The sequence below is a fragment of the Mesorhizobium sp. MC2-1-1 genome (assembly GCF_057597255.1).
On the sequence record NZ_CP195205.1, the window covers coordinates 3,828,607 to 3,850,869 of the forward strand.

Consider the following 22,263-nt stretch of genomic DNA (forward strand, 5'->3'; position numbering starts at 1 on the left):
AAGCGCGCTGCGGCACATCTTGGCTGGAGCCGGGTTGCTGCTGTTCTTGCAGGCGGCGAACGCTGCCAGCGCTTCGGTCTTCCTGGAAGACCAGACCTGGACCGAGTTGCGCGACCTCGTCGCGGCGGGAACGACCACGATCATCGTTCCGATCGGCGGGACCGAGCAGAGCGGCCCGGCGATGGCGCTGGGCAAGCACAACGCGCGAGTGAAGTTTTTCGCCGAAAAGATCGCGGCGAAACTGGGCAACGCGCTGGTCGCGCCGGTCATCGCCTATGTGCCGGAAGGCAATATCGAACCGCCTACCGAGCACATGCGTTTTCCGGGAACCATCACCATCAGCGACAAAGTTTTCGAGCAATTGCTGGAGTCCGCCGCCCGCAGCTTCAGGCATGCCGGCTTCAGGACGATCGTGCTGATCGGCGACCACGGCGGTTATCAGGCCGACGAACGCCAGGTGGCCGACCGGCTCAATGCCGAATGGAAAAAGACCACGATTAGGGTCTTTGCCGCGCTCGATTACTATCGGTTCGCGCAAGGCCCTTACACCGACAAGCTCCTGGCCGCCGGCGCCACCCGCGCGGAGATCGGAACCCATGCGGGCTTGGCCGATACCTCGCTGATGCTCGCCGTCGACCCTTCGCTGGTGCGCAAGGATCGTCTCGCGGGTCCACCCAGGCTCGGCGCCGAGGATGGCGTTTATGGCGGCGATCCGGCAAGGTCTTCCGCACAATTCGGGCAACTCGGTGTGGATCTCATCGTCGACGGGACGACCGATGCGATCCGCGCCTTCATCGCAAGTCAACCAAAATGATCGAGACTTCTCTGCGCTTCATCCGTCTTTGCGTGCCGCTGGCGCTGCTCATCTCGCTGCGGGCAGGCGCGTCGCATGCCGGCTCTTGCCCGGAGGATTGCAGCGATCCGCCTCCCCCGCCGGTCAACATCTACAGCCAGACCACGGCCAGCCACCTCAGCCCCGCCACTGCCGGCGCGCTGCCGCGTGTCTATGTGCCCAACCGCTCATCCAACAGCGTCTCGGTTATCGACACCGTCACCTTGAAGGAGGTCGACAGGTTTTCGGTCGGCAGCAAGCCGCAGCATGTCGTTCCCTCCTGGGACCTCAAGACTCTGTGGGTCGCCAACAACGGCACCGGCAGGAACGGCAGCCTGACGCCGATCGACCCGATGACCGCCAAGCCCGGCCAGCAGATTGCGGTCGACGACCCCTATAATCTGTATTTCATGCCGGACGGCAGCGCGGCCATCGTCGTCGACGAGGCGATGAAGCAGCTCGATTTCCGTGACCCGCATACCATGGTGCTGAAGTCGAGCCTGCCGACGCCGACCTGTCCCGGCATCAACCACGCCGACTTCTCGGCTGACGGCTCCTATGCGATCTTCACCTGCGAGTATGGCGACGGCGGCCTGGCCAAGATCGACCTGAAGAACCAGAAGGTGCTCGGCCACCTCGACCTGTCCAGGATGGGCATGCCGCAGGACATCCGCCTTTCGCCCGACGGCAAGGTCTTCTACGTGGCCGACATGATGAATGACGGCGTGTTCCTGATCGACGGCGACAGCTTCAAGGAAATCGGCTTCATCCCGACCGGCATCGGCACGCACGGCTTCGTCGTCAGCCGCGACGGCAAGCGCCTCTATGTCTCGAACCGTGGCTCGCACAAGATGGAGCAGGGCAAGGCCAAGGGCCCGGGCAGCGTGACGGTGATCGACTTCGCCACCCGCTCAGTGGTCGCGCAATGGCCCATCCCTGGCGGCGGCAGCCCGGACATGGGCAATGTCAGCGCCGACGGAAAGCAGCTCTGGCTCTCCGGCCGCTTCGACAGCGACGTCTATATGATCGATACGACCAGCGGCGCGGTGACCAAGATCCGCGTCGGCGTCGAGCCGCATGGGCTCACGGTTTGGCCGCAGCCGGGGCGCTACTCGCAGGGGCATACGGGGAATATGCGGTAGGTGTTTTTGCGTGGCCTGCCATCGGAAGCTTGCAGAGCGAAGGATGGTGCCCCTAGCCGGGATCGAACCAGCACTCCTTGCGGAACTCGATTTTGAGTCGAGCGCGTCTACCAATTCCGCCATAGGGGCTCAGGCCGGGCGGCCTGGATGGGCGCGGACTATACGGGCGGATGGGTGTTCGTCAACTGTCCTGTTGCGGATTTGCCCGCGCCGCTTCCGCCAGACAGCGCCTTGCGGATTCGTAAGCACCGCCGTCATTGTGCGGCGCATGAAATCTTTCTAGACAGGCCGCGTACCGAATTCCTTCCGCCGTGAGCGTCCACTGCGGCGCTTTGGGTTCTTGTCTTCCCGCCTGTCGTTGCCCAAAACCGGTAAGCGCTTCGGGCGACATGCATTAGGAGAGCCGATGCTTCGCGGACTTTACGACTGGACCATGTCGCTGGCGGCGCGCAAATCCGCCGAATGGTGGCTGGCCTTCATCGCTTTCGTCGAAAGCTCGGTCTTCCTGGTCCCAGCCGATGTGCTCTTCTTGCCGATGGCACTGTCCAAACCCGAACGGGCCTATCGCTACGCGCTGATTGCCACAGTGGCCTCGGTGCTCGGCGGCGTCGCCGGCTGGTTCATCGGCCATTATGCCTATGAGGCCGTGGCCAAACCGGTGCTCGAATTCTACGGCAAATATGACGAGTTCGAGCAAATGCGCACCTCGTCCGGCATCGGCTTCATTATCCTGATGCTGGTCACCTCGGGCGCTGCCCATCTGCCGCCGATCAAGGTGGTGACGATCCTGTCCGGCGTCATCGGCGTCAATCTCCTGCTTTTCATCGGGCTTGCCATCGTGGCGCGCGGCGCGCGTTTCCTGCTGCTTGCCTGGCTCCTGCGCCGCTATGGCGAGCCGATCAGGGAGTTCATCGAAAAGCGTTTGGGATTGATTGTCGGCGCCGGCGCCGCTGCCCTGATTTTGCTCTATATCCTCGTCAGATACGCCCACGGATAGCGACCAGCAACGGACCCCATCGATGACAGCGACCATGAATGCCGACACCGGACGCCAGCGCACGCGCGCGGCGCTGTTTCTCGCCGTCGCCATGGCCGCGACCGTAGGTTCGGCGCTCGCTTTCCAGTATATCGGCGGCTACATCCCCTGCCACCTCTGCCTCCAGCAGCGTACGCCCTATTACATCGGCGTGCCGGTGATGTTGCTGGCGGTGATCGCCTCGATACTGCGCGCGCCGGCCTGGGTGACGCGCGGGCTGCTGGCGATCGGTGGCTTGCTCATGCTCTACGGCCTCTATCTGGGCGTCTACCACTCCGGCGTCGAATGGGCGTGGTGGCAAGGCCCGGCCGACTGCACCGCCGGCGCCGGCCCGGTCGACACCGGCGGCAAGGGCGTGCTCGACGCGCTCGACAAATTCGTGCCGCCCTCCTGCGACAAGGCCGCGCTGCGCATCCTCGGCCTGTCGCTCGCCGGCTGGAACGCCATCGCCAGCCTCATCCTCGCCGCCGTCGCCTTCCGCAGTGCGCTGTCGCGCGACTGACCACGCAAAAGCGCCTGCGCGGGATCGTTCAAAGAATTCGTCAGGCTGAGTCGGATGGAGTGGTTGTCGAGAACCGATGCGCAGCGGACATTCGGGTCCGTGAGCATCGGAAGCGCAGACAATCGCTCCAGACGGCCTGCCTCACGAATTCTCGAACGATCTCAGGGTTCGAGTTCGACATCCCAGTACAGATAATCCATCCAGCTTTCATGCAGATGGTTGGGCGGGAACAGGCGGCCGTTGTTGTGCAGGTCGTGCACTGTCGGCTGGTAGGGTTTTTGCAGCGGCCACATCTTGGCTTGGGCGGGCATCATGCCGCCTTTGCGAAGATTGCAGGGCGAACAAGCGGCGACGACATTCTCCCAGGTCGTCGCCCCGCCCCGATGGCGCGGGATGACGTGGTCGAAGGTCAAATCCTCCGGCGTACCGCAATACTGGCACTGGAAGCGGTCGCGCAGGAACACGTTGAAGCGCGTGAAGGCGGGATGCCTGGACGGCTTCACATAGGCCTTGAGGCTCACCACGCTCGGCAGCTTCATCGAGAAGGTCGGCGAAGAGACGGCGTGCTCGTATTCGGCCACGATATTGACCCGGTCGAGGAACACAGCCTTGATGGCGTCCTGCCATGACCAGAGCGACAGAGGGTAATAGCTGAGCGGGCGGTAGTCCGCATTCAGCACCAGCGCGGGAAGCCCATCCGGAGATACGGCAACCGTCACGTCCTTCGCCTCCTTGCTTCTAGAACCGATCGGCGCGGATACTGTAAGCCCGACATGACAGGGATGTGAAGCGGATTGTCGTGCGACCAGATCCCCAAAAACGCATGATTTTCAGGGTTTTTCGGCCATTTCGACAGGCGGCGCCGCGTCCCTGCCCTTCAGTTCCCTGTAGTAGGCCCAAAAAAGCCGTGACGCGACACCTCGCCAGGGGCTCCATGATTCGGCCAGCCGGATAAGCATTTTTTCCGGCGGACGCGGGTCGATGCCGAGCGCGTGACCGACCGCCGTCTGCAGCGCGATGTCGCGCGCGGGAAAGACGTCCGGGTGGCCGGCGGCAAAAAGCAGATAGCATTCGGCCGTCCATGGGCCGATGCCGGGCACCGCCGTCATCGCCGCGATCGCCTCTCCGGCATCGAGCGTGCAGAGGTGATCGAGATCGAGTCCGGCGGCCACGGCTTGCGCGACGGCGAGCAGCCCGCGCTGTTTGGGCCGCGACAGCCCGGCCTCGCGAAACATGTCCTCGCCGGCGGCAAGGATTGCTTCCGGCGTCAGCGGATCGACCAGCCTGACCAGCCGGCCGAAGATGGCATCGGCGCTCGCGCGGGAAACTTGCTGTGAGACGATGATCGAGGCGAGGCTTTGGAACCCCGGCTGCGACAGCCGGAGCGGCACCTCACCCGCCATGCGGCGCACGCTCTCCAGTCGCGGATCGATCCGGCAGAGCGCGTCGAGCCCTGCCGCAATGTCGTCGAGCGAGGCGATGCGTTGCACGTTCTTGTTCCCAGAGCGCCCGCGAAGTGGCAATGGAGGCTAGATACCAACCGGCCGAAGCGCCTTTCAACCCGAATGCCGCCTCAGAGATGACGCTCCTGACATTCCGCTTCGCCCCGAGTCCCAACGGCGAACTGCATCTCGGCCATGCCTACTCGGCCCTGCTCAACGGCGAAATGGCGACGCAGGCGGGCGGACGTTTACTGCTGCGCATCGAGGATATCGATATCGCTCGCTGCACGCCGCAATTCGAAGCCGGCATCTTCCGGGACCTCGAATGGCTCGGATTGCATTGGGAACGGCCGGTGCGTCGCCAGTCGCAACATTTTGCCGAATACCGGGCCGTGCTCGACCGATTGATCGCCGAGGAACTCGTCTACCCTGCCTTCATGAGCCGGGGTGAGATCCGCGCGTTCATCGCCGAGACCGGCGGCCGCGACTGGCCGCGCGATCCGGACGGCGTGCCGCTCTATCCGCCGCTCGACAAGGCGTTGGCGGCCAGTGAGCGCAAGCGACGGATCGCCGAGAACATGCCCTTCGCCTGGCGGCTCGATGTCGAGGCGGCGGTCGCGCGCGTGCCTGGCGCGCTGTCATGGATGGAGTTCACCGACGAGGCGATGTCCGCGGCGCGAGCGATCGAAGCGCGGCCGCAAGCCTGGGGCGACGTCATCGTCGCCCGCCGCGACATCCCGACCAGCTACCATCTCGCCGTCGTCGTCGACGACGCGCTGCAGGGGGTCAGCCATGTTGTGCGCGGCCAGGATCTCTATTCGGCGACCGCAGTGCACCGCCTGCTGCAAGAGCTTCTCGGCCTGCCGCGGCCGCACTATTTCCATCACCGCCTGATTCTTGGGCCGGACGGCAGGAAACTGTCCAAGAGCTTCAAGGACACCGGCCTCGCAGCGCTTCGGGAAGCGGGTATGTCGCCGCAAGATATCAGGCGATTGGTGGGTTTGTGATCAAAGTCGCGCCATCCCGGCCTTGACCAACGCCAGCACGCTGATGAAGGCAAAGGCGCCGCCGAGCCCACAGGCGATCGCCAGCCTGAGATCGCTCAGGCTGATGCCATGCTTGCTGGCGACCACCACCGCGATGCAAAAGCCGAAGATGAACAGCAGCGTGTTGCCGGTCGGGCCGAATCCGCTCTCTTTCATGATCGCGTCGAGCGCTGTGCCGAAGAAGAAGCCGAAAGCGGCAATGATCGCGAAGGCGAACAGAAGCCAGGTCGTATCGAGATGCAAAAACATGCCTCACCATGGCGCGGCCACGCGCCATGCCCCCTTTTGGCACGGTTCATTGAATTCAACTTAGCTTATGGATCAACTGTTTCGTTTTGCTTGCGGGATTGAACGGCATTAGAGCAATTGCCGTCATCAACCGTTCACCCCGGCAGCCTCCCCATGCAGAACCTCAAGCGGTTCATTCCCGCGTCCTTCGTCGTGCTGTGGGCGACAGGCTTCATCGGCGCGCGCTACGCCATGCCCTGGGCTGAACCCTTCACCTTCCTTGCCATTCGCTTCGTGATAGCCGCGATCCTGTTTGCCGGCCTCGCCGTGCTGCTCGGCTCGGCCAGGGCCACGCGCGAGGAGGCATTGCACGCAACGATGGCCGGCGTCCTCATGCACGGCGTCTATCTCGGCGCCGTCTTCTGGGCGATCCACAGGGGCATGCCCGCCGGCCTCTCGGCGCTGATCGTCGGCCTGCAGCCGCTGATCACGGCCGTGCTTGCCGGAAAATTCCTCGGCGAGGCGATTCTGCCGCGCCACTGGGCCGGTCTTGCGGTCGGGCTGATCGGCGTCGTCATCGTGCTCTGGCCAAAGCTGGGCGCGCTGGGCGGCGGCGTCACGCCGGCAACGCTGACGGCTTCGCTCGTCTCCGTGCTCGGCATGAGCGCCGGCACCATCTGGCAGAAGCGATATGCTTCCGGCGGCGACCTGGTGTCTGCGACCATGTGGCAATATGTCGGCGGCTCCGCCGTGATGATCCTGGGCTCGCTCGCCTTCGAGACGCGCGCCGTCACCGTCAACGGCGAGTTGATCTTCGCCATGGCCTGGCTGGTCCTGGTGCTGTCGGTCGGCGCCATCTTCCTGCTGATGGTGATGATCCGCGACGGCGAGATGTCGAAGGTCGCCTCGCTGTTCTACCTCGTGCCTGCCGTAACCGCGCTCATCGCCTGGGCGCTGTTCGACGAGCGGCTCAACCTGCTGCAGATCGCCGGCATGGCGATCGCCACGATGGGCGTCGCCCTCGCGACGGCGCGGCCCGCAGGAACTCAGCCGGCGAAGGCGTGATCCCGACCGAGGGTCGACGAAGCAAATGCGGGCTTCGGGCAAAACCTGCCTCAACCCACTCGCGCGCGCGCCTCCAGATAGCGGCTGATCGCGGCGTTGAGCTCGCCGCCGAGAATGAAGATCGCCGAGATGATGTAGAGGAAGACGACCGCGATCATGATCGAGGCGAGACCCGCATAGGTCGTCACGTAGGACGAGAAATGGTCGAGATAGGTGGCGAAGATGGTTGAGCCCGCGAGCCAGGCGATCAGCGTGAAGACGATGCCCGGTATGATCGAGACGAAGCGACGCTTGCCGGCCGGCAGCCAGATATGAACCGCGAAAAGCCCGATGACGATGACGGTCGAGGCGACGACGTAGCGCCACAGCGTGATGGTGCCCATGTAAGGCTTGATCCATTCGAGATGCGCCTCCGCCAGCCTCGCCAGCAGCGGGGCGAACACCAGAAGCACGCTGACGGCCAGGAAGCAGGCCGTGGCGATCAGCACGAAAATGATGCTTTGCACCCTGCGGTAGATGATGCCGCGCGTTTCGATGACACGATAGGCCCGGTTGAGCGACGTGCGCAGTGCTTCGATGCCGTTCGACGCGAAATATGCTGCAAGCACGACACCGTAGGTCAAAAGATCGCTTCGCCGGACGGTGAGCACGTTCTGCACCTCGCGCGCGATCGGCTTGGCGATCTGCTCCGGCCAGGTGTCGAAGACGAGATGCACCGCCGTGTCCGAGAACGCCTGCGCGCCGAGAAAGCTTGCCAGCGTCGTGGCGAAGATCAGGAACGGAAACAGCGCCATCAGCGAGGTGATGGCGAGATGGCTGGCCATCGCCCAGCCGTCGTCATTGGTGAAATGGCCGATCGCATCGTAGAGCACGCGTTTGACCGCGACGATATTCCTGAGCAAGGACCCGCGCTCCGCTCGATTGTGTCGACGCCGCGAATATGGGAAGTGAATGCGGCAAATGGCAACCCCAGGTCAGACAACGTCCACCGTCGCGAAAGAGTTGCGCTCCATTATCGTCACCGGAGCCTCCTCCGGCATCGGCGCCTATTGCGCTCGGGCGCTGAAGGCGGAAGGCTGGCGAGTTTTCGCAACGGCGCGCAAGCCGGCCGACATCTCCGCCCTCGAGGCCGACGGCCTGGAGGCCTTCTATCTCGATTATCGCGAGCCCGAATCCATCGCGGCGCTGGTGGAGGCGGTGCTCGAACGCACCGGCGGCACGCTTGACGCGCTGTTCAACAACGGCGCCTACGCCCAGCCCGGCGCCGTCGAGGACCTGCCCGTCGCGGCGCTTCGCGAGCAGTTCGAGGCCAATTTCTTCGGCTGGCACGATCTCACCCGGCGCGTCATGCCGGTCATGCGCCGCCAGGGGCACGGCCGTCTCGTCCATTGCTCCTCGATCCTCGGGCTGGCGCCTGTCCGCTTCCGCGGCGCCTATTCGGCCTCCAAGCACGCCATCGAAGGCCTGATGCTGTGCATGCGCCAGGAACTCGAAGGCAGCGGCATCCATCTTTCCCTCATCGAACCGGGACCGGTCACGTCGAAGATAGCCAGCAATGGCCTCCCCTGGTTCCTCAGGAGTATCGACGTCGAGAATTCCGTCCATCGCGCCGATTACCAGGCGCAGCTCTCCCGGCTTCAGGCGGGCGGCAGCGTGTCGAAACTGAAGCCCGGGCCGGAGGTCGTGCACAAGGCGCTCCGCCACGCGCTTCTGTCACAGCGCCCGCGCCCGCACTATGTGGTAACGGTGCCGGCCAGGATCGGCGCGGCGCTCAAACGCATCCTGCCGGCGTCCCTGCTCTACCGCGTGCTCGCCAGGCGCGCCTGACCGAAACCGAACTGGAGCCAGCCAGATGGTCATCGTCTTCAAGATCCTCGCCGTCATCGCCATGGCCGCCGTGGTGATCGTGCTGGTCCGCGGCCTGATCAACATGATGCGCGGCGGCTCCGGCGTAACCTCGAACAAGCTGATGCAGGCCCGCGTCATGCTGCAGGCCGTTGCCTTGGCGCTGCTGCTGCTGGTGGTTTATTTCACCCGCAAATAGCGCGGGCCCGATATTTCCGGGAGGATGCGGTTTTCCGCCCGCAATTGCGCAAGAAATCGCTGAGAAAGGAGGCGGCGTGGTCAAGCTCAACAAGATCTACACGCGCACCGGCGACGACGGGACGACGGGGCTCGGCACGGGCGAGCGGCGGCTGAAATCCGACCTGCGCGTCGATGCCTATGGCACCGTCGACGAGGCCAATGCCTGCATCGGCATGGCCCGCATCCACACCAGCGCCGGTCATCCCGCGATCGACGCAATGCTGTCGCGCATCCAGAACGACCTGTTCGATCTGGGGGCGGACCTCGCCGTGCCCGACGACGGGAAGCCGCTGGACTACGAGCCGCTGCGTATCGTCGCGGCCCAGACTGGCCGCGTCGAACAGGACATCGACCTGCTCAACAAGGAATTGCAGCCGCTGAAGTCCTTCGTGCTGAACGGCGGCACGCCGGCCGCCGCCGCGCTCCATCTTGCCCGCACCGTGGCGCGCCGCGCCGAGCGCCTCATGGTGGCGCTGGCGCAGGATCCGGCCGAACATGTCAACCGCGAGGCCCTCAAATACATCAACCGCGTTTCGGATTTCCTGTTCGTCGCCGCCCGTGCGCTCAATGACAATGGAAAGGCCGACGTGCTATGGGTTCCCGGCAAGAACCGTTGAATGAACCGCTGAATTCGGGGGCGGGAGGATCCGATGTTCATCCCGCTTTACGACACCAACAGGCTGCGCCACATCCGTCTGCAGTATGTGACGATCGGCCTCATCGTGGTGAATGCGCTGGTCTATCTGGCGACCACGCTTGGCGGTGAAAACTTCACCAATGCGGCGGTTCTCGGCCTGGGCTTCATCCCCTCCGTAGTGCACGACAAGGTCGAGCTGTCGCCCGAATTCGTCGTTATCCCCGAAAGCCTCAGCTACCTCACCTATTCTTTCCTGCATGCCGACATTTTCCATCTCGGCGGCAACATGCTGTTCCTGTGGGTGTTCGGCGACAATGTCGAGGATGCGCTCGGCCATATTCGCTACCTGATCTTCTATCTCGCTTGCGCGGCGGCGGGCGCGTTCTTCCAAGGCTTGGTGGGCTGGGATTTGCAGGTGCCCCTGATCGGCGCTTCCGGCGCTATCGCGGGTGTGGTCGCGGCCTATCTGATCCTCTATCCGAGGGTCAAAGTCTGGGTGCTGGCCTTTGCCCGCATCCCCTTGCGCATCCCGGCCTTCATCCCGTTGATCCTCTGGATCCTGTTCCAGATCGTGATGTTTGCCGCCGGCGGCGAGGACCAGATCTCCTGGGCCTGCCATATCGGCGGCATCATCACCGGATCGGTGCTGGTCCTGGTCCTGCGCAGCCGCGGCGTGCCGCTGCTGGCCGGCGCCGACGGCGAGCCGGACCCGACACCGAACATCCAGCAGGCGCCAGTTCCCGTCGAGCCTGCCGCAAGTGATAGCGACCCGGCGCGGCCGGCGTCGCAATGGGGCCGTGGAGCAGCGACGCCTCGGGACTGAACCGATTTGGGTGGGTCATGGGATATTGACGCGCGGATTTGCCGCCACTACGGAAACGGCACCGCTGGGCGGATATTCCGTCCGTAATGTCGGCTTTCGACAACTCTGACAGGGCGCACGCTGCTATAGCGCCCCCGACTATCTCAGGAGAGGTGACAGGAAAATGAAGATCCTTGTGCCCGTGAAGCGGGTTGTGGACGCCAACGTCAAGGTCCGGGTGAAAGCCGACGGGCTGGGCGTCGAGCTTGCCAATGTCAAGATGGCGATGAACCCGTTCGACGAGATCGCGGTCGAGGAAGCGATCCGGATCAAGGAAGCCGGCAAGGCGGAAGAGATCATCGTCGTTTCGGTCGGCCCGCAACAGGCGCAGGAGACTTTGCGCACCGCGCTGGCCATGGGCGCCGACCGCGCCATCCTGGTCAAGACCGACGAGCAGACAGAACCGCTGGGTGTCGCCAAGGTGCTGAAAGGCGTCGTCGATGCCGAGCAACCCGGCCTCGTCATCCTCGGCAAGCAGGCGATCGACGACGACTCGAACCAGACCGGCCAGATGCTGGCGGCGCTGCTTGGCTGGTCGCAGGGCACCTTTGCCTCCAAGATTGAGCTCGCCGGCGACAAGGCGAAGGTGACGCGCGAGGTCGACGGCGGCCTGCAGACCGTGGAATTGAAGATGCCGGCTATCGTGACTGCGGACCTACGCCTCAACCAGCCACGCTATGCCTCGCTGCCCAACATCATGAAGGCCAAGAAGAAGCCGCTCGACGAGAAGACCCCGGCCGACTTCGGCGCCGACGTCAAGCCGCGCCTCAAGGTGATCAAGACCGAGGAGCCGGGTGGCCGCAAGGCGGGCGTCAAGGTGAAGTCGGTGGCCGAGCTCATCGAGAAGCTCAAGAACGAAGCCGGCGTGCTCTGAAGCGATCGGGAAAGGATCAAGAAAATGGCAATTCTCCTCATCGCCGAACATGACAACGCAACCCTTTCCGACCAGACCGCCAAGGCGCTGTCGGCGGCCCTGCAGATCGGCTCCGATGTCGATGTGCTCGTCGCCGGCAAGGGCGCCAAGGCTGCAGCCGACGCCGCCGCCAAGCTGAAGGGCGTGCGCAAGGTGCTGCTGGCCGAAGCCGACGAGCTTGCCGAGCGTCTCGCCGAGCCGACGGCGGCTCTCGTGGTGTCGCTTGCGGGCGGTTACGACACGATCGTCGCGCCGGCGACCTCCACCGGCAAGAACATCGCGCCGCGCGTGGCGGCACTGCTCGACGTCGCTCAGGTGTCCGAGATCATCGAGGTGGTCTCGCCCGACACATTCAAGCGGCCGATCTATGCCGGCAACGCCATCCAGACCGTGCAATCGACCGACGCCAAGAAGGTCATCACCGTGCGCACCGCTTCCTTCGCGGCTGCACCGGATGGCGGTTCGGCCTCGGTCGAAACGGCCAACGCCGCCGCCAACCCCGGCCTCTCCTCATTCGTTGAGAACAAGCTCTCTGAGAACGACCGTCCGGAACTGACTTCGGCCAAGATCATCATCTCGGGCGGCCGCGCGCTCGGCTCCTCGGAGAAATTCCAGGAAGTCATCCTGCCGGTCGCCGATAAGCTCGGCGCCGCGGTTGGTGCCTCCCGCGCCGCGGTCGACGCCGGCTACGCGCCGAACGACTGGCAGGTCGGCCAGACCGGCAAGGTGGTCGCGCCCGACCTCTACATTGCCGTCGGAATCTCCGGCGCCATCCAGCATCTGGCCGGCATGAAGGACTCCAAGGTCATCGTCGCCATCAACAAGGACGAGGAAGCCCCGATCTTCCAGGTCGCCGACTACGGCCTCGTCGGCGATCTCTTCGTCATCCTGCCGGAGTTGCAAAAGTCGCTTTGACGTCGCCAGTTCCGGCATATTAAAATCCAGAGGGTGGGGTAGACGAAGTCACCCCGCCCTTTTAGTTTGCACTGCACAAAAACCGGGCCATCAAGGCCCGGAGCCAATCCGGCGGTTTCGCATCCGGATTGCGGGAAATAAACAAACAGGAGCGTCCTTGTACTTCAAGCAAGTGCGAGCGTTCCGGACGGGATCGGGGTAATGAGCAAGATCGAGACGATCGGCATTGTCGGCGCGGGTCAGATGGGCGGCGGTATTGCCCATGTCTCGGCGCTGGGTGGCTACAAGGTGCTGATCCACGACGTGTCGGCCGACAGGATCGAGAAGGGCATCGCCACCATCAGCGGCAACATGGCCCGCCAGGTCGGTTCCGGCAAGCTGGAGGAAAAGGCGCGCAACGAGGCGATGGCGCGCATCTCCGCCGCCCCGGCCATGTCCGATCTTGCCGCCGCCGACCTGGTCATCGAAGCAGCGACCGAGGACGAGACGGTCAAGCGCAAGATCTATGCGCAGCTTTGCCCGCAGCTCAATCCGGAAGCTATCCTCGCGACCAACACCTCGTCGATCTCGATAACCCGGCTCGCCGCCCAGACCGACCGTCCCGAGCGCTTCATCGGCATACATTTTATGAATCCGGTACCAGTTATGAAGCTGGTCGAGCTCGTGCGCGGCATCGCCACCGAGGACCAGACCTTCGAGGCGGCCAAGACCTATGTGAAGCACCTCGACAAGACGATCACGGTCTCGGAAGATTTTCCGGCCTTCATCGTCAACCGCATTCTGCTGCCGATGATCAACGAGGCGATCTACACGCTCTATGAGGGCGTCGGAACGGTCGATGCCATCGACACCGCCATGCGGCTCGGCGCCAACCATCCGATGGGACCGCTGCAGCTCGCGGACTTCATCGGTCTCGACACCTGCCTGTCGATCATGCAGGTCCTGCATGACGGCCTGTCGGACTCGAAATACCGCCCCTGCCCGCTGCTGGTGAAATATGTCGAGGCCGGCTGGCTCGGCCGCAAGACCGGGCGCGGCTTCTACGACTATCGCGGCGACCATCCGGTGCCGACGCGCTGATCTTTTGGGTTGAGCGCCTACGACGCCTCGGCGAGCGGTAGATGCGTCGCGCCGTCTTTTGAGATTTCGTCAGCCGAAACCTTATCGGCCGCGTGCGAATGCAGCCCGAGCCGCAACCCTCTCGGATCGGTTTGAGGAACGGTTGTGCAGGCGGTGGTGATCGCTCTGCCAACCGGCAAACAATTGCGGGCACGAGCAAGAGGTCGTGCGAAAATCGCTCGGAGGGCTACCAGCGAACGAACAGCCGGCCGCCGATTGCCCCGAGCAGGGTGAGGAACGCGATCGCGATCGTGTACCAGGTGGCGACGAAAAGCGGTGAATCATCGAAGCAATGCGCGGCGTAAAAGGTCGCCGCGAGCCCGCCGGCGAGCAGGCCGGCGGCGGCGCCCGCGAGCACCGGACGCGTTGGCGCGCCGTAGCGCAGCATGCCGAGGAAGACCGCTAGCGGGCCGATGCCGATCAGCGGGATGAAGCTCATGCAGATCATCATGTTCGAGCCTACGAGCCGCCTGCCCCAATCAGCCTGGGGAACGGCAAAAAGCTCCAGGACCACCGCCAGAACGACCAGAAGCGGGGCCGCAACCATCCAGGCCATCGCCCGGCTGGTCGAAGCCCCAGGCACCGACAGTCGGCGGATCAGCGCGAAAGCGCTGACCGCAAGCACCAGCGTGAACACGAATTTCGACATGAAACGCATCGTATGCATGGCCGGCATGATGTCGGGACGCGGGCCGATTGTCGCGAAGAACACGGCCCCCGCGATCGCTATGGCCACGCCGACCGCCAGCCACCAGGCCTTGGTGATCGGCATGGCTTTGTTGCGGGCATCCGCGTCGAGCGCCTTGATAAGATCCTCTGTCCTCATGTCACTGTCGCCCGAATCGTTTTGCGATCGCGGCAAGGCCGCGATGCAGCGACACGCGCACCGCCGTCTCGCTGATGCCGAGCTTGGCCGCCGTCTCGCCGATCGACTGCCCATCGACGGAGATCGAGGAAACCACCGAGCGTTGCGCGGGCGGCAAGCCCTCGAGCGCGCGGTTGACGTCGCGTTCGCTGACCGTCTCCGTCTCCGGCTCCGCGAAGGTTTCGGCGATCTCGTCGATCTCGACCTCAATGCGGCGCCCTCGCCGGCGAAACGCGTCGATCAGCTTGAAGCGGGCGATCGCATACACCCAGGGCAACACCGGCGCGTCCGGCCGCCAAGTATGGCGTTTCACATGAATGGCCAGCAAGGTTTCCTGCACGACATCCTCGGGATCGACTCCGCCTTGAACGACCTTGCGCCGGACGAAGCCACGAACGAGCGCGGCGATCCGGTGCAGAAAGTCGGCATAAGCCCTTTCGTCTCCCGCGATCGCGGCCCTGAGGAGCCGGGAGAGCTCGGCCTCGTCCTTGCCGGTCACAAGAGTTCACCCCCGATGTTCGCGTCTCGGCCCTGATTTGTTACGTGGCCGGCGAAATAATGTCCAAGCCAAACTACCGCAAAATCACGAAAGTGTGCGGGGGGGATGCCCCCGACGCACAATTGGCTACGCCTTCCCGATCGACAGCGAGTCCTTCAGGAACTTTAATCCCTTTCGTACGGTCAACTTTCGGCGTCTCTTTCGATACCGATGTCTCAACTCCGCCAGTATCTCCACATGGCTCTTGTCGATCTGAGGTACGGAAGTTGAATCGCGAGCCGCGGGAAGCGCAAGCAGGGCATCGGCATGCATGTTGGCGTAAGGCGAAGAATCATAGCTATCGAAAGGCGTTGGCGGATAGCTCAGTACCGTGGGGTTGGTGTTGATCTCGAACACCTGGATACGCCCTTCGACGATCGCGTAGTCGATACGGCCATAAGAAATTCGCGCCATATCAAAGACCTTCAGGAGTTCGGCCGCATGCGGATGAGTTCGAACGAAAAGGTGATGCTCGTCCAGATGCCGACCCGACAAACCACGTCCTGGATCCTTTATGAACCAGTCCCGGCTCGCAAAACAGTGCTGGGGGTAGCTGTTGTCGCCGACCCGGTAGACCGAATATTTGCGGTAGTATCCATCTGCCTCTGGCCTGGAACCAAACTCCACAAGCATGGGACTAGCCCAGTCCAGCATCTGCAACTCGACCAGAGCTGGAGCTAGGTCTGTCATAGATCGCATGAGGTGTGGAGCCTTGTAAGCGGCGCCGACCTCGTCGCGCAGGAACACCGGATACCGCAACGAGTCCGGCAATGACTGGGGTCTGAATACACGGAAATCATTTATCCCCTCGTCGAACAGCATGCGCAGCAAATCGTATCGCCGGAGGCTATCGCAAGGATGGTTGAGCTGCGCGACCTCGGGGCGATCACGGTCAATCTGGTCCCGAACTTCGCCTGCCCTGGCGACTTCGGTCGAATCTAGCCGGTCCATGTCCGACCAGATGACGGTTCCCCGCTCCAATTTCAGGAGCAGATCGATTTCGTCATACGCCACCAGACGAAAAATGCGCTGCAAGTCAGTCCGATAATAAAGAAGCAGACACGCCTGAGTATATGAATGCGATCGCTGACAGACATAGAAAATCATGATTCACCGCCCTGCCCCCAAGGTGCCTCGACGGGTGGCAAAATCAAGGTCTCCACGTTATAAGCTTATGCTCAGGCAACCTAATTCAAAAAATGACGAAAATCGCGTTTCATAGAATTGGAGAGGATGACATTCCCCGTATGGCGGCTATGGAAATGGCAGCCTGGGGCTCGTTGGGTGCGGAAGAGGCGACAATCCGTCATCGCCTGTCGCTCGGTCACACCATGATTGCAGCCGTTCACGACACGGTCATCGCCGGAGCCGTCTGCTTTGTGGAAACCAGTCAGGACCCACGCGACAAGGTAACCTTCCCGGCAACGTTTACCGCTTATTCTTCGCTGGCGCGCTCTCTTCCGCCAACGTCTCTTTATGTCTACAACCTGGGCGTTCGCCCGGAGTTTCGGGGCACAACCCTCTCTCGACGGCTATTGGCACGTCTTGTTGACCACGGCCGGGCGGCAGGGGCGCGCTGGATAGTTGGAGACGGCCGCTGTCCGTCTTATGGCGGAGCTCAAGAAGGTTCTCCGGACAAGGTAGCGATAAATGTCGGTTTCAGATCAACAATTGACGAATGGCACCGTACCGGAATCATGCCGTCGGTGGGCGATTTGACCCAGGATCCTTTGCTCAATTTTTATCACCGGCTTTTGAAATGCGAGTTTCTTCATCTGGCGCCAGCCTTTCTTCCCGAAGACCGTAGTTCCGGCGGGTATCGAGTCATCTTCGCCGTTGATCTTAGGAAATGAGAGAACGTTCAGACCTGTTCGATCCACTGGCCCTCGGCGACGATCCGTTTCCAGCGTTCGCTAGCCGACGCAAGGCGGGCGGAAGTGCTTGGGGTAGACCTCCGTACCCCGAGTTGACCGGGGCTTTGTATGTGTTCAGTCACAAGCTCGTTTCCGAGGCGCTGAAGCATCCTCTCCTTCTCCAGGCCCCGCCGGGAGCATACCAGCAGGTAAGGCAGAAGATCACTTCCAGCGATGCGCTTGGCCTTTTAACTCGATCGATGCTTCTGTCGGATCCGCCCCGTCATCCAAAATTGCGCCGGCCGTTGTCTGGCCAGATGAGCAGTTCGGCCAGCGTTGGCATGATCGCAGGTCTCCGGCGAGACGCGCTAGCTTTGGCCCGCACCGCCGCAACGGGCAATCGGTTCGACGCGATCCGAGAACTCGCAATACCTTTTTCGGTAGGCGCGCTTGCCAGCATCCTTGGAATTATTGTCGAGGACCCATCAAGCGTAGCTGACCTGGCACAACGCATGGCTGATTCGCTAGACATAAGGACAGGCCAGGTGAGCGAGGATGCAAATCAGGCCTGCCGCGAATTGTCGGAATGGGTAAATTGCATCCATAACAGCGGTAGGATCAGCTCCGGCGGCCTGGTTGCCCGCATGCTTTCTGAAGCAGAACTCGGCAATTGGGAGAAGACCGACGTCGTCGCCAATATGGTTTTTCTCCTTTTTGCTGGCCAAGCAACGGTAGTGGACACGTTTGGCAATGCCCTCGTTGCGCTGTCCGCATTCCCTGAGCAGTTGGAACTGCTGGAGAGCCAGAATGTGCCTTGGCAAACCGCTGCCGAGGAACTGCTGCGATACTGCGCTCCTGTGCACTACGCAGGAGCACGTATAGCCGCCGAGAATCTGGAATTTGCCGGCAGATTTATCGAGGCGGGGCAAGCCGTCGTACCCGTATTGGCGAGCGCCAATCGGGATAAGGCAGTCTTTGTCGCCGGAGACAGCTTGGATTTGAGGTCGAGAGTACCGTCTACTCTCACATTCGGCACGGGCCTTCACACTTGCCTCGGACAACATGTCGCGAGGCTGGAATTGAGTGCCCTGCTTGAAGCCCTGTTCACAGTTGCCAACGGTTGGCGACTGGACCTCGAGGCCTGCATCAGACGACCGTCGATCCTCCTGTTCGGCTTGAAAAGCGCGCCGATGTTGGCTCCATCAGCTCCGTGATTGTGTCCAGATGTCTGCGGAGTGGGACACGCGGTACTCTGACCAGAAACGGCGAGCGGCCAATCACAATGTTGACTTTTATAATCAGGTATTGATAGGTGCGATCCGCTTGAACCCCTGTCTCCATATCTGAGGAAGATGCCCATGAAGATTGCGCTTTCCACGCTCGCCGGCGCCGCGCTGGCGCTTGGCCTTGTCGCCGCCCCGGCCATGGCCGAGGATGCAGGCATCATTGTCTACAACGCGCAGCATGAGAGCCTCGCCAAGGAATGGGCCGAGGGTTTCACCAAGGAAACCGGCGTCAAGGTCACGTTGCGCAACGGCGGCGACAGCGATTTCTCCAACCAGATCGTCGCCGAGGGCGCGGCCTCGCCGGCGGATGTTTTCCTGACCGAGAATTCGCCGGCGATGGCGCTGGTCGAAGCCGCCGGCCTGTTCGCACCGGTCGACGCCGACACCCTCGCCCAGGTTCCGCAGGAATATCAGCCGTCGAGCGGCAAGTGGGTCGGCGTCGCCGCCCGCAGCACTGTCTTTGCCTACAACAAAGAAAAGCTGAAGCAAGACCAGTTGCCGAAGTCGCTCGTCGACCTCGCCGATCCGAGCTGGAAGGGCCGCTGGGCCGCCTCGCCGTCGGGCGCCGACTTCCAGGCCATCGTCAGTGCCCTGCTGCAGCTCAAGGGGGAGGCTGCCACCGCCGACTGGCTGAAGGCGATGAAGGACAATTTCACCGCCTACAAGGGCAACAGCACCGTGATGAAGGCGGTCAATGCCGGCGAGATCGATGGCGGCGTGATCTACCACTATTACTACTTCGGCGATCAGGCCAAGACCGGCGAGAACAGCAAGAATGTCGGCCTGCACTATTTCAAGAACCAGGATCCAGGTGCCTTCGTTTCGGTGTCGGGCGGCGGCGTGCTGGCTTCCAGCAAGCATCAGAAGGAAGCCCAGGCATTCCTCAAGTGGGTGACCGGCAAGGGTGGCCAGGACGTGCTGAAGAATGGTACGTCCTACGAATATGCGGTGGGCAAGGGTGCCCAATCCAACCCGAAGCTGGTGCCGCTGGCAGATCTGCAGGCCCCGAAAGTCGATCCGGCGACGCTGAATTCCAAGAAGGTCATCGACCTGATGACGCAAGCCGGCTTGCTTTAGTTCGCGTTCGTCCTAAAAGGGCAAACGACCGTGCTCCCGCGGGACTTCGCTTCCGTGGGAGCGCTTTTGTTTTGGAGATGGCCTCGTCGATGACGATCATCTGCGTTCGCGGGCGCGTCCGCGGTTCATCACGTCGCGTCCAGCCGACCTGTTTCGACTGATGGCGTCCGCGATCCACCTCACGCCTTCCGCGCTGCTGGCGGCCGGGATGAAGAAGCACCGGTCCACGTCGTGGATCACGCTCGCCGCGGCGCTGATCTCGCTCATCGCGCTGCTGCCGCTCGGCTTCATTGTCTGGGTCGCCGTCCAGACCGGCTGGGATACGGTGGTGGCGCTGATCTTTCGCCCGCGCGTCGGTGAACTGCTGGTCAACACCGCGCTCCTGGTCATTGTCACCGTGCCGATCGCCATCACGCTGGCGGTGGCGCTGGCCTGGCTGACCGAGCGCAGCGACCTGCCGGGCAACCGATGGTGGTCCTGGCTTTCGGTCGCGCCGCTCGCCATCCCTGCCTTCGTGCACAGCTATGCCTGGATCAGCTTGGTTCCAGGCATGCACGGGCTGTGGGCCGGCGTGCTGGTTTCCGTCATCGCCTATTTCCCGTTCCTCTACCTGCCGATCTCCGCCGCGTTGCGCCGGCTTGATCCGGCGCTGGAAGACGCGGCGGCAGCGCTTGGCCTCGGCCCGTGGCGGGTTTTCGCGCGCGTCGTGCTGCCGCAGTTGAGGCTCGCCATCTGCGGCGGATCACTGCTGGTCGGGCTGCATCTGCTGGCCGAATACGGCCTCTATGTCTTCATCCGCTTTGACACGTTCACCACCGCGATCGTCGACCAGTTCCAGTCGACCTTCAACGGCCCCGCCGCCAACATGCTGGGCGCGGTGCTGGTGCTTTGTTGCCTTTTCCTGCTCGCACTCGAGGTGATGATACGCGGCGAGGAGCGGTATGCGCGCGTGGGCTCCGGCGCTGCGCGCAAGCAGCAGCGCGCCCGGCTTGGCCGCGCCACGCTGCCTTGCCTGCTCTTGCCGGCGGGCGTCACGCTGCTGTCGCTTGGCGTGCCGCTCGTGACCGTCGGCCGCTGGCTGTTCGCGGGAGGCGTGGATGTCTGGCGCTGGGACGAGATCGGCCTGGCGCTCGGCCAGACGCTGTTTCTTGCCATCGCCGGCGCGATGCTTGCGACGGTTGCGGCCATGCCGATGGCCTGGATATCGATCCGTGCCCCCGGCCGCTTGCAGCGCCTGCTGGAAGGTTGCAACTACATCGTCGGCGCCTTGCCGGGCGTGGTCATCGCGCTGGCGCTGGTGACGATCACCGTGCGTGTCGCGCTGCCGCTCTACCAGACGCTGTTCACCATACTGTTCGGCTATGCGCTGATGTTCCTACCGCGCGCGCTGATCAGCCTGCGCGCTTCGATCGCGCAGGCGCCGGTGGAGCTCGAACGCGCCGCTTCCAGCCTCGGCCGGCCGCCGGTCAAGGCGCTGTGGGCGACAACCATCCGTCTGTCGGCTCCGGGCGCGGCGGCCGGCATGGCCATGGTGGCGCTCGGCATCACCAACGAACTCACCGCCACCCAGATGTTGGCGCCCAACGGCACCCGCACCCTGGCGATGGCCTTCTGGTCCTACAGCGGCGAGATCGACTACGCCTCCGCCGCTCCTTACGCGCTGATCATGGTAGCGATGTCGCTGCCGATGACCTGGTGGCTCTACGTCCAGTCGAAGCGGATGGCCGGACGATGAGTCTCCTCGAACTCAACCAGGTCGCCAAGAACTATGGTCCGGTGACGGCACTGGCCGGCGTCGACCTCCGGGTCGAAAGCGGCAGCCGCACCGCGATCGTCGGGCCTTCCGGCTGCGGAAAGACTACGTTGCTCAGGCTGATCGCCGGCTTCGAGGCGCCGGACCGCGGCCGCATCTCGCTTGGCGGCAAGGTGCTCGCCGACGGCGATGCGGCCGTGCCCGCGCATCGCCGCGGCATCGGCGTGGTGGCCCAGGATGGCGCCCTGTTCCCGCATCTGAGCATCGCCGACAATATCGGTTTCGGCATGGCGCGCGGCGAGAACAGGCGGATGGAGCGCATCGTCGAGCTGGCCTATATCGTCGGGCTGGACAAGGCTGTTCTGAAACGCCGGCCGCACGAACTGTCCGGTGGCCAGCAGCAGCGCGTCGCGCTTGCGCGCGCCATGGCGATGAAGCCGAGGCTGATGCTGCTTGACGAACCCTTCTCGGCGCTCGACACCGGGCTTCGCGCTTCCATGCGCAAGGCAGTTGCCGAGCTTCTGGAGGAGGCAGGCATAACCACCATCCTGGTCACGCACGACCAGGCCGAGGCGCTGTCCTTCGCCAGCCAGGTGGCAGTGATGCGCGACGGCCTGTTCTCGCAGGTCGGCACGCCGCGCGAGCTCTATTTCCAGCCAAAGGACAGGATGGTCGCCGAATTCCTTGGCGACGCCATCATCCTGCCGGCGAAGATCGCCGACGGCTTCGCCATTTCGCCGCTCGGCCGGATCGCTGTCGACACGAAGGACCGCCGCGACATTGCCCGCATCATGCTTCGGCCCGAGCAGGTCGTCGTCAAACGAACGTCGCGCGAGGGCATGTCGGGCACGCCCGACACCATGTTCGGCGAGGTGACCGAAACCGAGTTCGCTGGTTCGGTTTGCACGGTCGCTGTCCGTCTGCTCAACAACCCCGACCCGCCGGACGCGGCTGCGATCGGCAGCCGACCGCTCATCCTGCGCAAGACCGGCATCGACGCCCCGGCCGTCGGCGAGATCGTGCGGCTGACCGTCACCGGCAAAGCGCATGTCTTTGCCTGAATGCAA

25 protein-coding genes and 1 tRNA gene are annotated in these 22,263 nt (G+C 63.3%); 18 read left to right on the plus strand and 8 right to left on the minus strand.

Annotated elements, in window-relative coordinates:
* Positions 1-34: 34 nt before the first annotated feature.
* Entirely contained in the window at positions 35-814 is a 780-nt protein-coding gene (locus ACR64R_RS18895) for a creatininase family protein (protein WP_487357820.1), read from the plus strand.
* Positions 811-1,974: a YncE family protein gene (locus tag ACR64R_RS18900; RefSeq protein WP_487357821.1), complete on the plus strand. Its 1,164-nt coding sequence runs from the start codon at positions 811-813 to the stop codon at positions 1,972-1,974. The genes ACR64R_RS18895 and ACR64R_RS18900 overlap by 4 nt, the downstream gene beginning before the upstream one ends.
* Before the next feature lie 44 nt (positions 1,975-2,018).
* Here ACR64R_RS18900 and ACR64R_RS18905 read toward each other — a convergent pair.
* Positions 2,019-2,103, minus strand: a tRNA-Leu gene (locus ACR64R_RS18905).
* A 277-nt stretch (positions 2,104-2,380) separates the two neighbouring features.
* On the opposite strand from ACR64R_RS18905, the gene ACR64R_RS18910 reads away from it, so the two are divergent.
* Both ACR64R_RS18910 and ACR64R_RS18915 read left to right on the plus strand, forming a co-directional pair.
* The gene (locus ACR64R_RS18910; RefSeq protein WP_487357822.1) at positions 2,381-2,971 is read left to right on the plus strand and encodes a YqaA family protein; all 591 of its coding nucleotides are present in this window, start codon (positions 2,381-2,383) and stop codon (positions 2,969-2,971) included.
* Between the two features lie 22 nt (positions 2,972-2,993).
* Positions 2,994-3,512 (plus strand): disulfide bond formation protein B, encoded by a 519-nt coding sequence (locus tag ACR64R_RS18915; protein ID WP_487357823.1) that lies wholly within the window; start codon positions 2,994-2,996, stop codon positions 3,510-3,512.
* Between the two features lie 161 nt (positions 3,513-3,673).
* Here the strand turns inward: ACR64R_RS18915 and ACR64R_RS18920 are convergent, their stop codons facing one another.
* Together ACR64R_RS18920 and ACR64R_RS18925 are read right to left on the minus strand one after the other, a co-directional pair.
* A complete protein-coding gene (locus ACR64R_RS18920; RefSeq protein ID WP_027167440.1) occupies positions 3,674-4,231 on the minus strand; it encodes an HNH endonuclease in 558 nt (185 codons plus the stop codon).
* A gap of 111 nt (positions 4,232-4,342) precedes the next feature.
* A complete protein-coding gene (locus ACR64R_RS18925) occupies positions 4,343-5,002 on the minus strand; it encodes a DNA-3-methyladenine glycosylase family protein (RefSeq protein WP_487357824.1) in 660 nt (219 codons plus the stop codon).
* Between the two features lie 89 nt (positions 5,003-5,091).
* Between ACR64R_RS18925 and gluQRS the strand changes: the two genes are divergently transcribed.
* Positions 5,092-5,961, plus strand: a complete 870-nt coding sequence (gene gluQRS, locus ACR64R_RS18930; RefSeq protein WP_487357825.1) for a tRNA glutamyl-Q(34) synthetase GluQRS — start codon at positions 5,092-5,094, stop codon at positions 5,959-5,961.
* On the opposite strand, the gene ACR64R_RS18935 is transcribed toward gluQRS, so the two are convergent.
* Complete coding sequence (locus ACR64R_RS18935) at positions 5,962-6,249, minus strand: hypothetical protein (RefSeq protein ID WP_487357826.1); 288 nt, start codon at positions 6,247-6,249, stop codon at positions 5,962-5,964.
* Between the two features lie 153 nt (positions 6,250-6,402).
* Between ACR64R_RS18935 and ACR64R_RS18940 the strand changes: the two genes are divergently transcribed.
* On the plus strand, positions 6,403-7,293 hold the full coding sequence (locus ACR64R_RS18940) for a DMT family transporter (RefSeq protein WP_487357827.1): 891 nt from the start codon (positions 6,403-6,405) through the stop codon (positions 7,291-7,293).
* Between the two features lie 50 nt (positions 7,294-7,343).
* On the opposite strand, the gene ACR64R_RS18945 is transcribed toward ACR64R_RS18940, so the two are convergent.
* The gene (locus tag ACR64R_RS18945; RefSeq protein ID WP_487357828.1) at positions 7,344-8,195 is read right to left on the minus strand and encodes a YihY/virulence factor BrkB family protein; all 852 of its coding nucleotides are present in this window, start codon (positions 8,193-8,195) and stop codon (positions 7,344-7,346) included.
* Between the two features lie 58 nt (positions 8,196-8,253).
* Between ACR64R_RS18945 and ACR64R_RS18950 the strand changes: the two genes are divergently transcribed.
* The 7 genes from ACR64R_RS18950 (at position 8,254) to ACR64R_RS18980 (ending at position 13,785) form a co-directional block, all read left to right on the plus strand.
* Positions 8,254-9,120, plus strand: a complete 867-nt coding sequence (locus ACR64R_RS18950) for an SDR family oxidoreductase (RefSeq protein ID WP_487357829.1) — start codon at positions 8,254-8,256, stop codon at positions 9,118-9,120.
* 25 nt (positions 9,121-9,145) lie between these two features.
* Positions 9,146-9,337 carry a twin transmembrane helix small protein gene (locus tag ACR64R_RS18955; RefSeq protein WP_487357830.1) on the plus strand — a complete coding sequence of 64 codons (192 nt, stop codon included), beginning with the start codon at positions 9,146-9,148 and terminating at the stop codon, positions 9,335-9,337.
* Positions 9,338-9,413: 76 nt separating this feature from the next.
* Positions 9,414-9,995, plus strand: a complete 582-nt coding sequence (locus tag ACR64R_RS18960; protein WP_487357831.1) for a cob(I)yrinic acid a,c-diamide adenosyltransferase — start codon at positions 9,414-9,416, stop codon at positions 9,993-9,995.
* Between the two features lie 33 nt (positions 9,996-10,028).
* Positions 10,029-10,838, plus strand: a complete 810-nt coding sequence (locus ACR64R_RS18965) for a rhomboid family intramembrane serine protease (protein ID WP_487357832.1) — start codon at positions 10,029-10,031, stop codon at positions 10,836-10,838.
* Between the two features lie 163 nt (positions 10,839-11,001).
* A complete protein-coding gene (locus ACR64R_RS18970; protein ID WP_487357833.1) occupies positions 11,002-11,751 on the plus strand; it encodes an electron transfer flavoprotein subunit beta/FixA family protein in 750 nt (249 codons plus the stop codon).
* A 24-nt stretch (positions 11,752-11,775) separates the two neighbouring features.
* Positions 11,776-12,705: an electron transfer flavoprotein subunit alpha/FixB family protein gene (locus ACR64R_RS18975; protein ID WP_487357834.1), complete on the plus strand. Its 930-nt coding sequence runs from the start codon at positions 11,776-11,778 to the stop codon at positions 12,703-12,705.
* A gap of 201 nt (positions 12,706-12,906) precedes the next feature.
* Entirely contained in the window at positions 12,907-13,785 is an 879-nt protein-coding gene (locus ACR64R_RS18980) for a 3-hydroxybutyryl-CoA dehydrogenase (protein WP_487357835.1), read from the plus strand.
* A gap of 226 nt (positions 13,786-14,011) precedes the next feature.
* Here the strand turns inward: ACR64R_RS18980 and ACR64R_RS18985 are convergent, their stop codons facing one another.
* The 3 genes from ACR64R_RS18985 to ACR64R_RS18995 all read right to left on the minus strand — a co-directional run bounded on the left by ACR64R_RS18985 (position 14,012) and on the right by ACR64R_RS18995 (position 16,334).
* Positions 14,012-14,650, minus strand: coding sequence for an NrsF family protein (locus ACR64R_RS18985; RefSeq protein ID WP_487357836.1), 639 nt, complete (start codon positions 14,648-14,650; stop codon positions 14,012-14,014).
* Position 14,651: 1 nt separating this feature from the next.
* Positions 14,652-15,188, minus strand: coding sequence for a sigma-70 family RNA polymerase sigma factor (locus tag ACR64R_RS18990; RefSeq protein WP_487357837.1), 537 nt, complete (start codon positions 15,186-15,188; stop codon positions 14,652-14,654).
* A 126-nt stretch (positions 15,189-15,314) separates the two neighbouring features.
* The gene (locus ACR64R_RS18995) at positions 15,315-16,334 is read right to left on the minus strand and encodes a hypothetical protein (protein ID WP_487357838.1); all 1,020 of its coding nucleotides are present in this window, start codon (positions 16,332-16,334) and stop codon (positions 15,315-15,317) included.
* Between the two features lie 92 nt (positions 16,335-16,426).
* Between ACR64R_RS18995 and ACR64R_RS19000 the strand changes: the two genes are divergently transcribed.
* The 5 genes from ACR64R_RS19000 (at position 16,427) to ACR64R_RS19020 (ending at position 22,257) form a co-directional block, all read left to right on the plus strand.
* A complete protein-coding gene (locus ACR64R_RS19000; protein ID WP_487357839.1) occupies positions 16,427-17,080 on the plus strand; it encodes a GNAT family N-acetyltransferase in 654 nt (217 codons plus the stop codon).
* Positions 17,077-18,294 carry a cytochrome P450 gene (locus ACR64R_RS19005; RefSeq protein WP_487357840.1) on the plus strand — a complete coding sequence of 406 codons (1,218 nt, stop codon included), beginning with the start codon at positions 17,077-17,079 and terminating at the stop codon, positions 18,292-18,294. Before ACR64R_RS19000 ends, ACR64R_RS19005 begins: the two co-directional genes overlap by 4 nt.
* Positions 18,295-18,438: 144 nt before the next feature.
* On the plus strand, positions 18,439-19,443 hold the full coding sequence (locus tag ACR64R_RS19010; protein WP_487357841.1) for an iron ABC transporter substrate-binding protein: 1,005 nt from the start codon (positions 18,439-18,441) through the stop codon (positions 19,441-19,443).
* A gap of 208 nt (positions 19,444-19,651) precedes the next feature.
* Positions 19,652-21,178 (plus strand): ABC transporter permease, encoded by a 1,527-nt coding sequence (locus tag ACR64R_RS19015; protein WP_487357842.1) that lies wholly within the window; start codon positions 19,652-19,654, stop codon positions 21,176-21,178.
* Positions 21,175-22,257, plus strand: coding sequence for an ABC transporter ATP-binding protein (locus ACR64R_RS19020; RefSeq protein WP_487357843.1), 1,083 nt, complete (start codon positions 21,175-21,177; stop codon positions 22,255-22,257). The genes ACR64R_RS19015 and ACR64R_RS19020 overlap by 4 nt, the downstream gene beginning before the upstream one ends.
* Positions 22,258-22,263 lie beyond the last annotated feature (6 nt).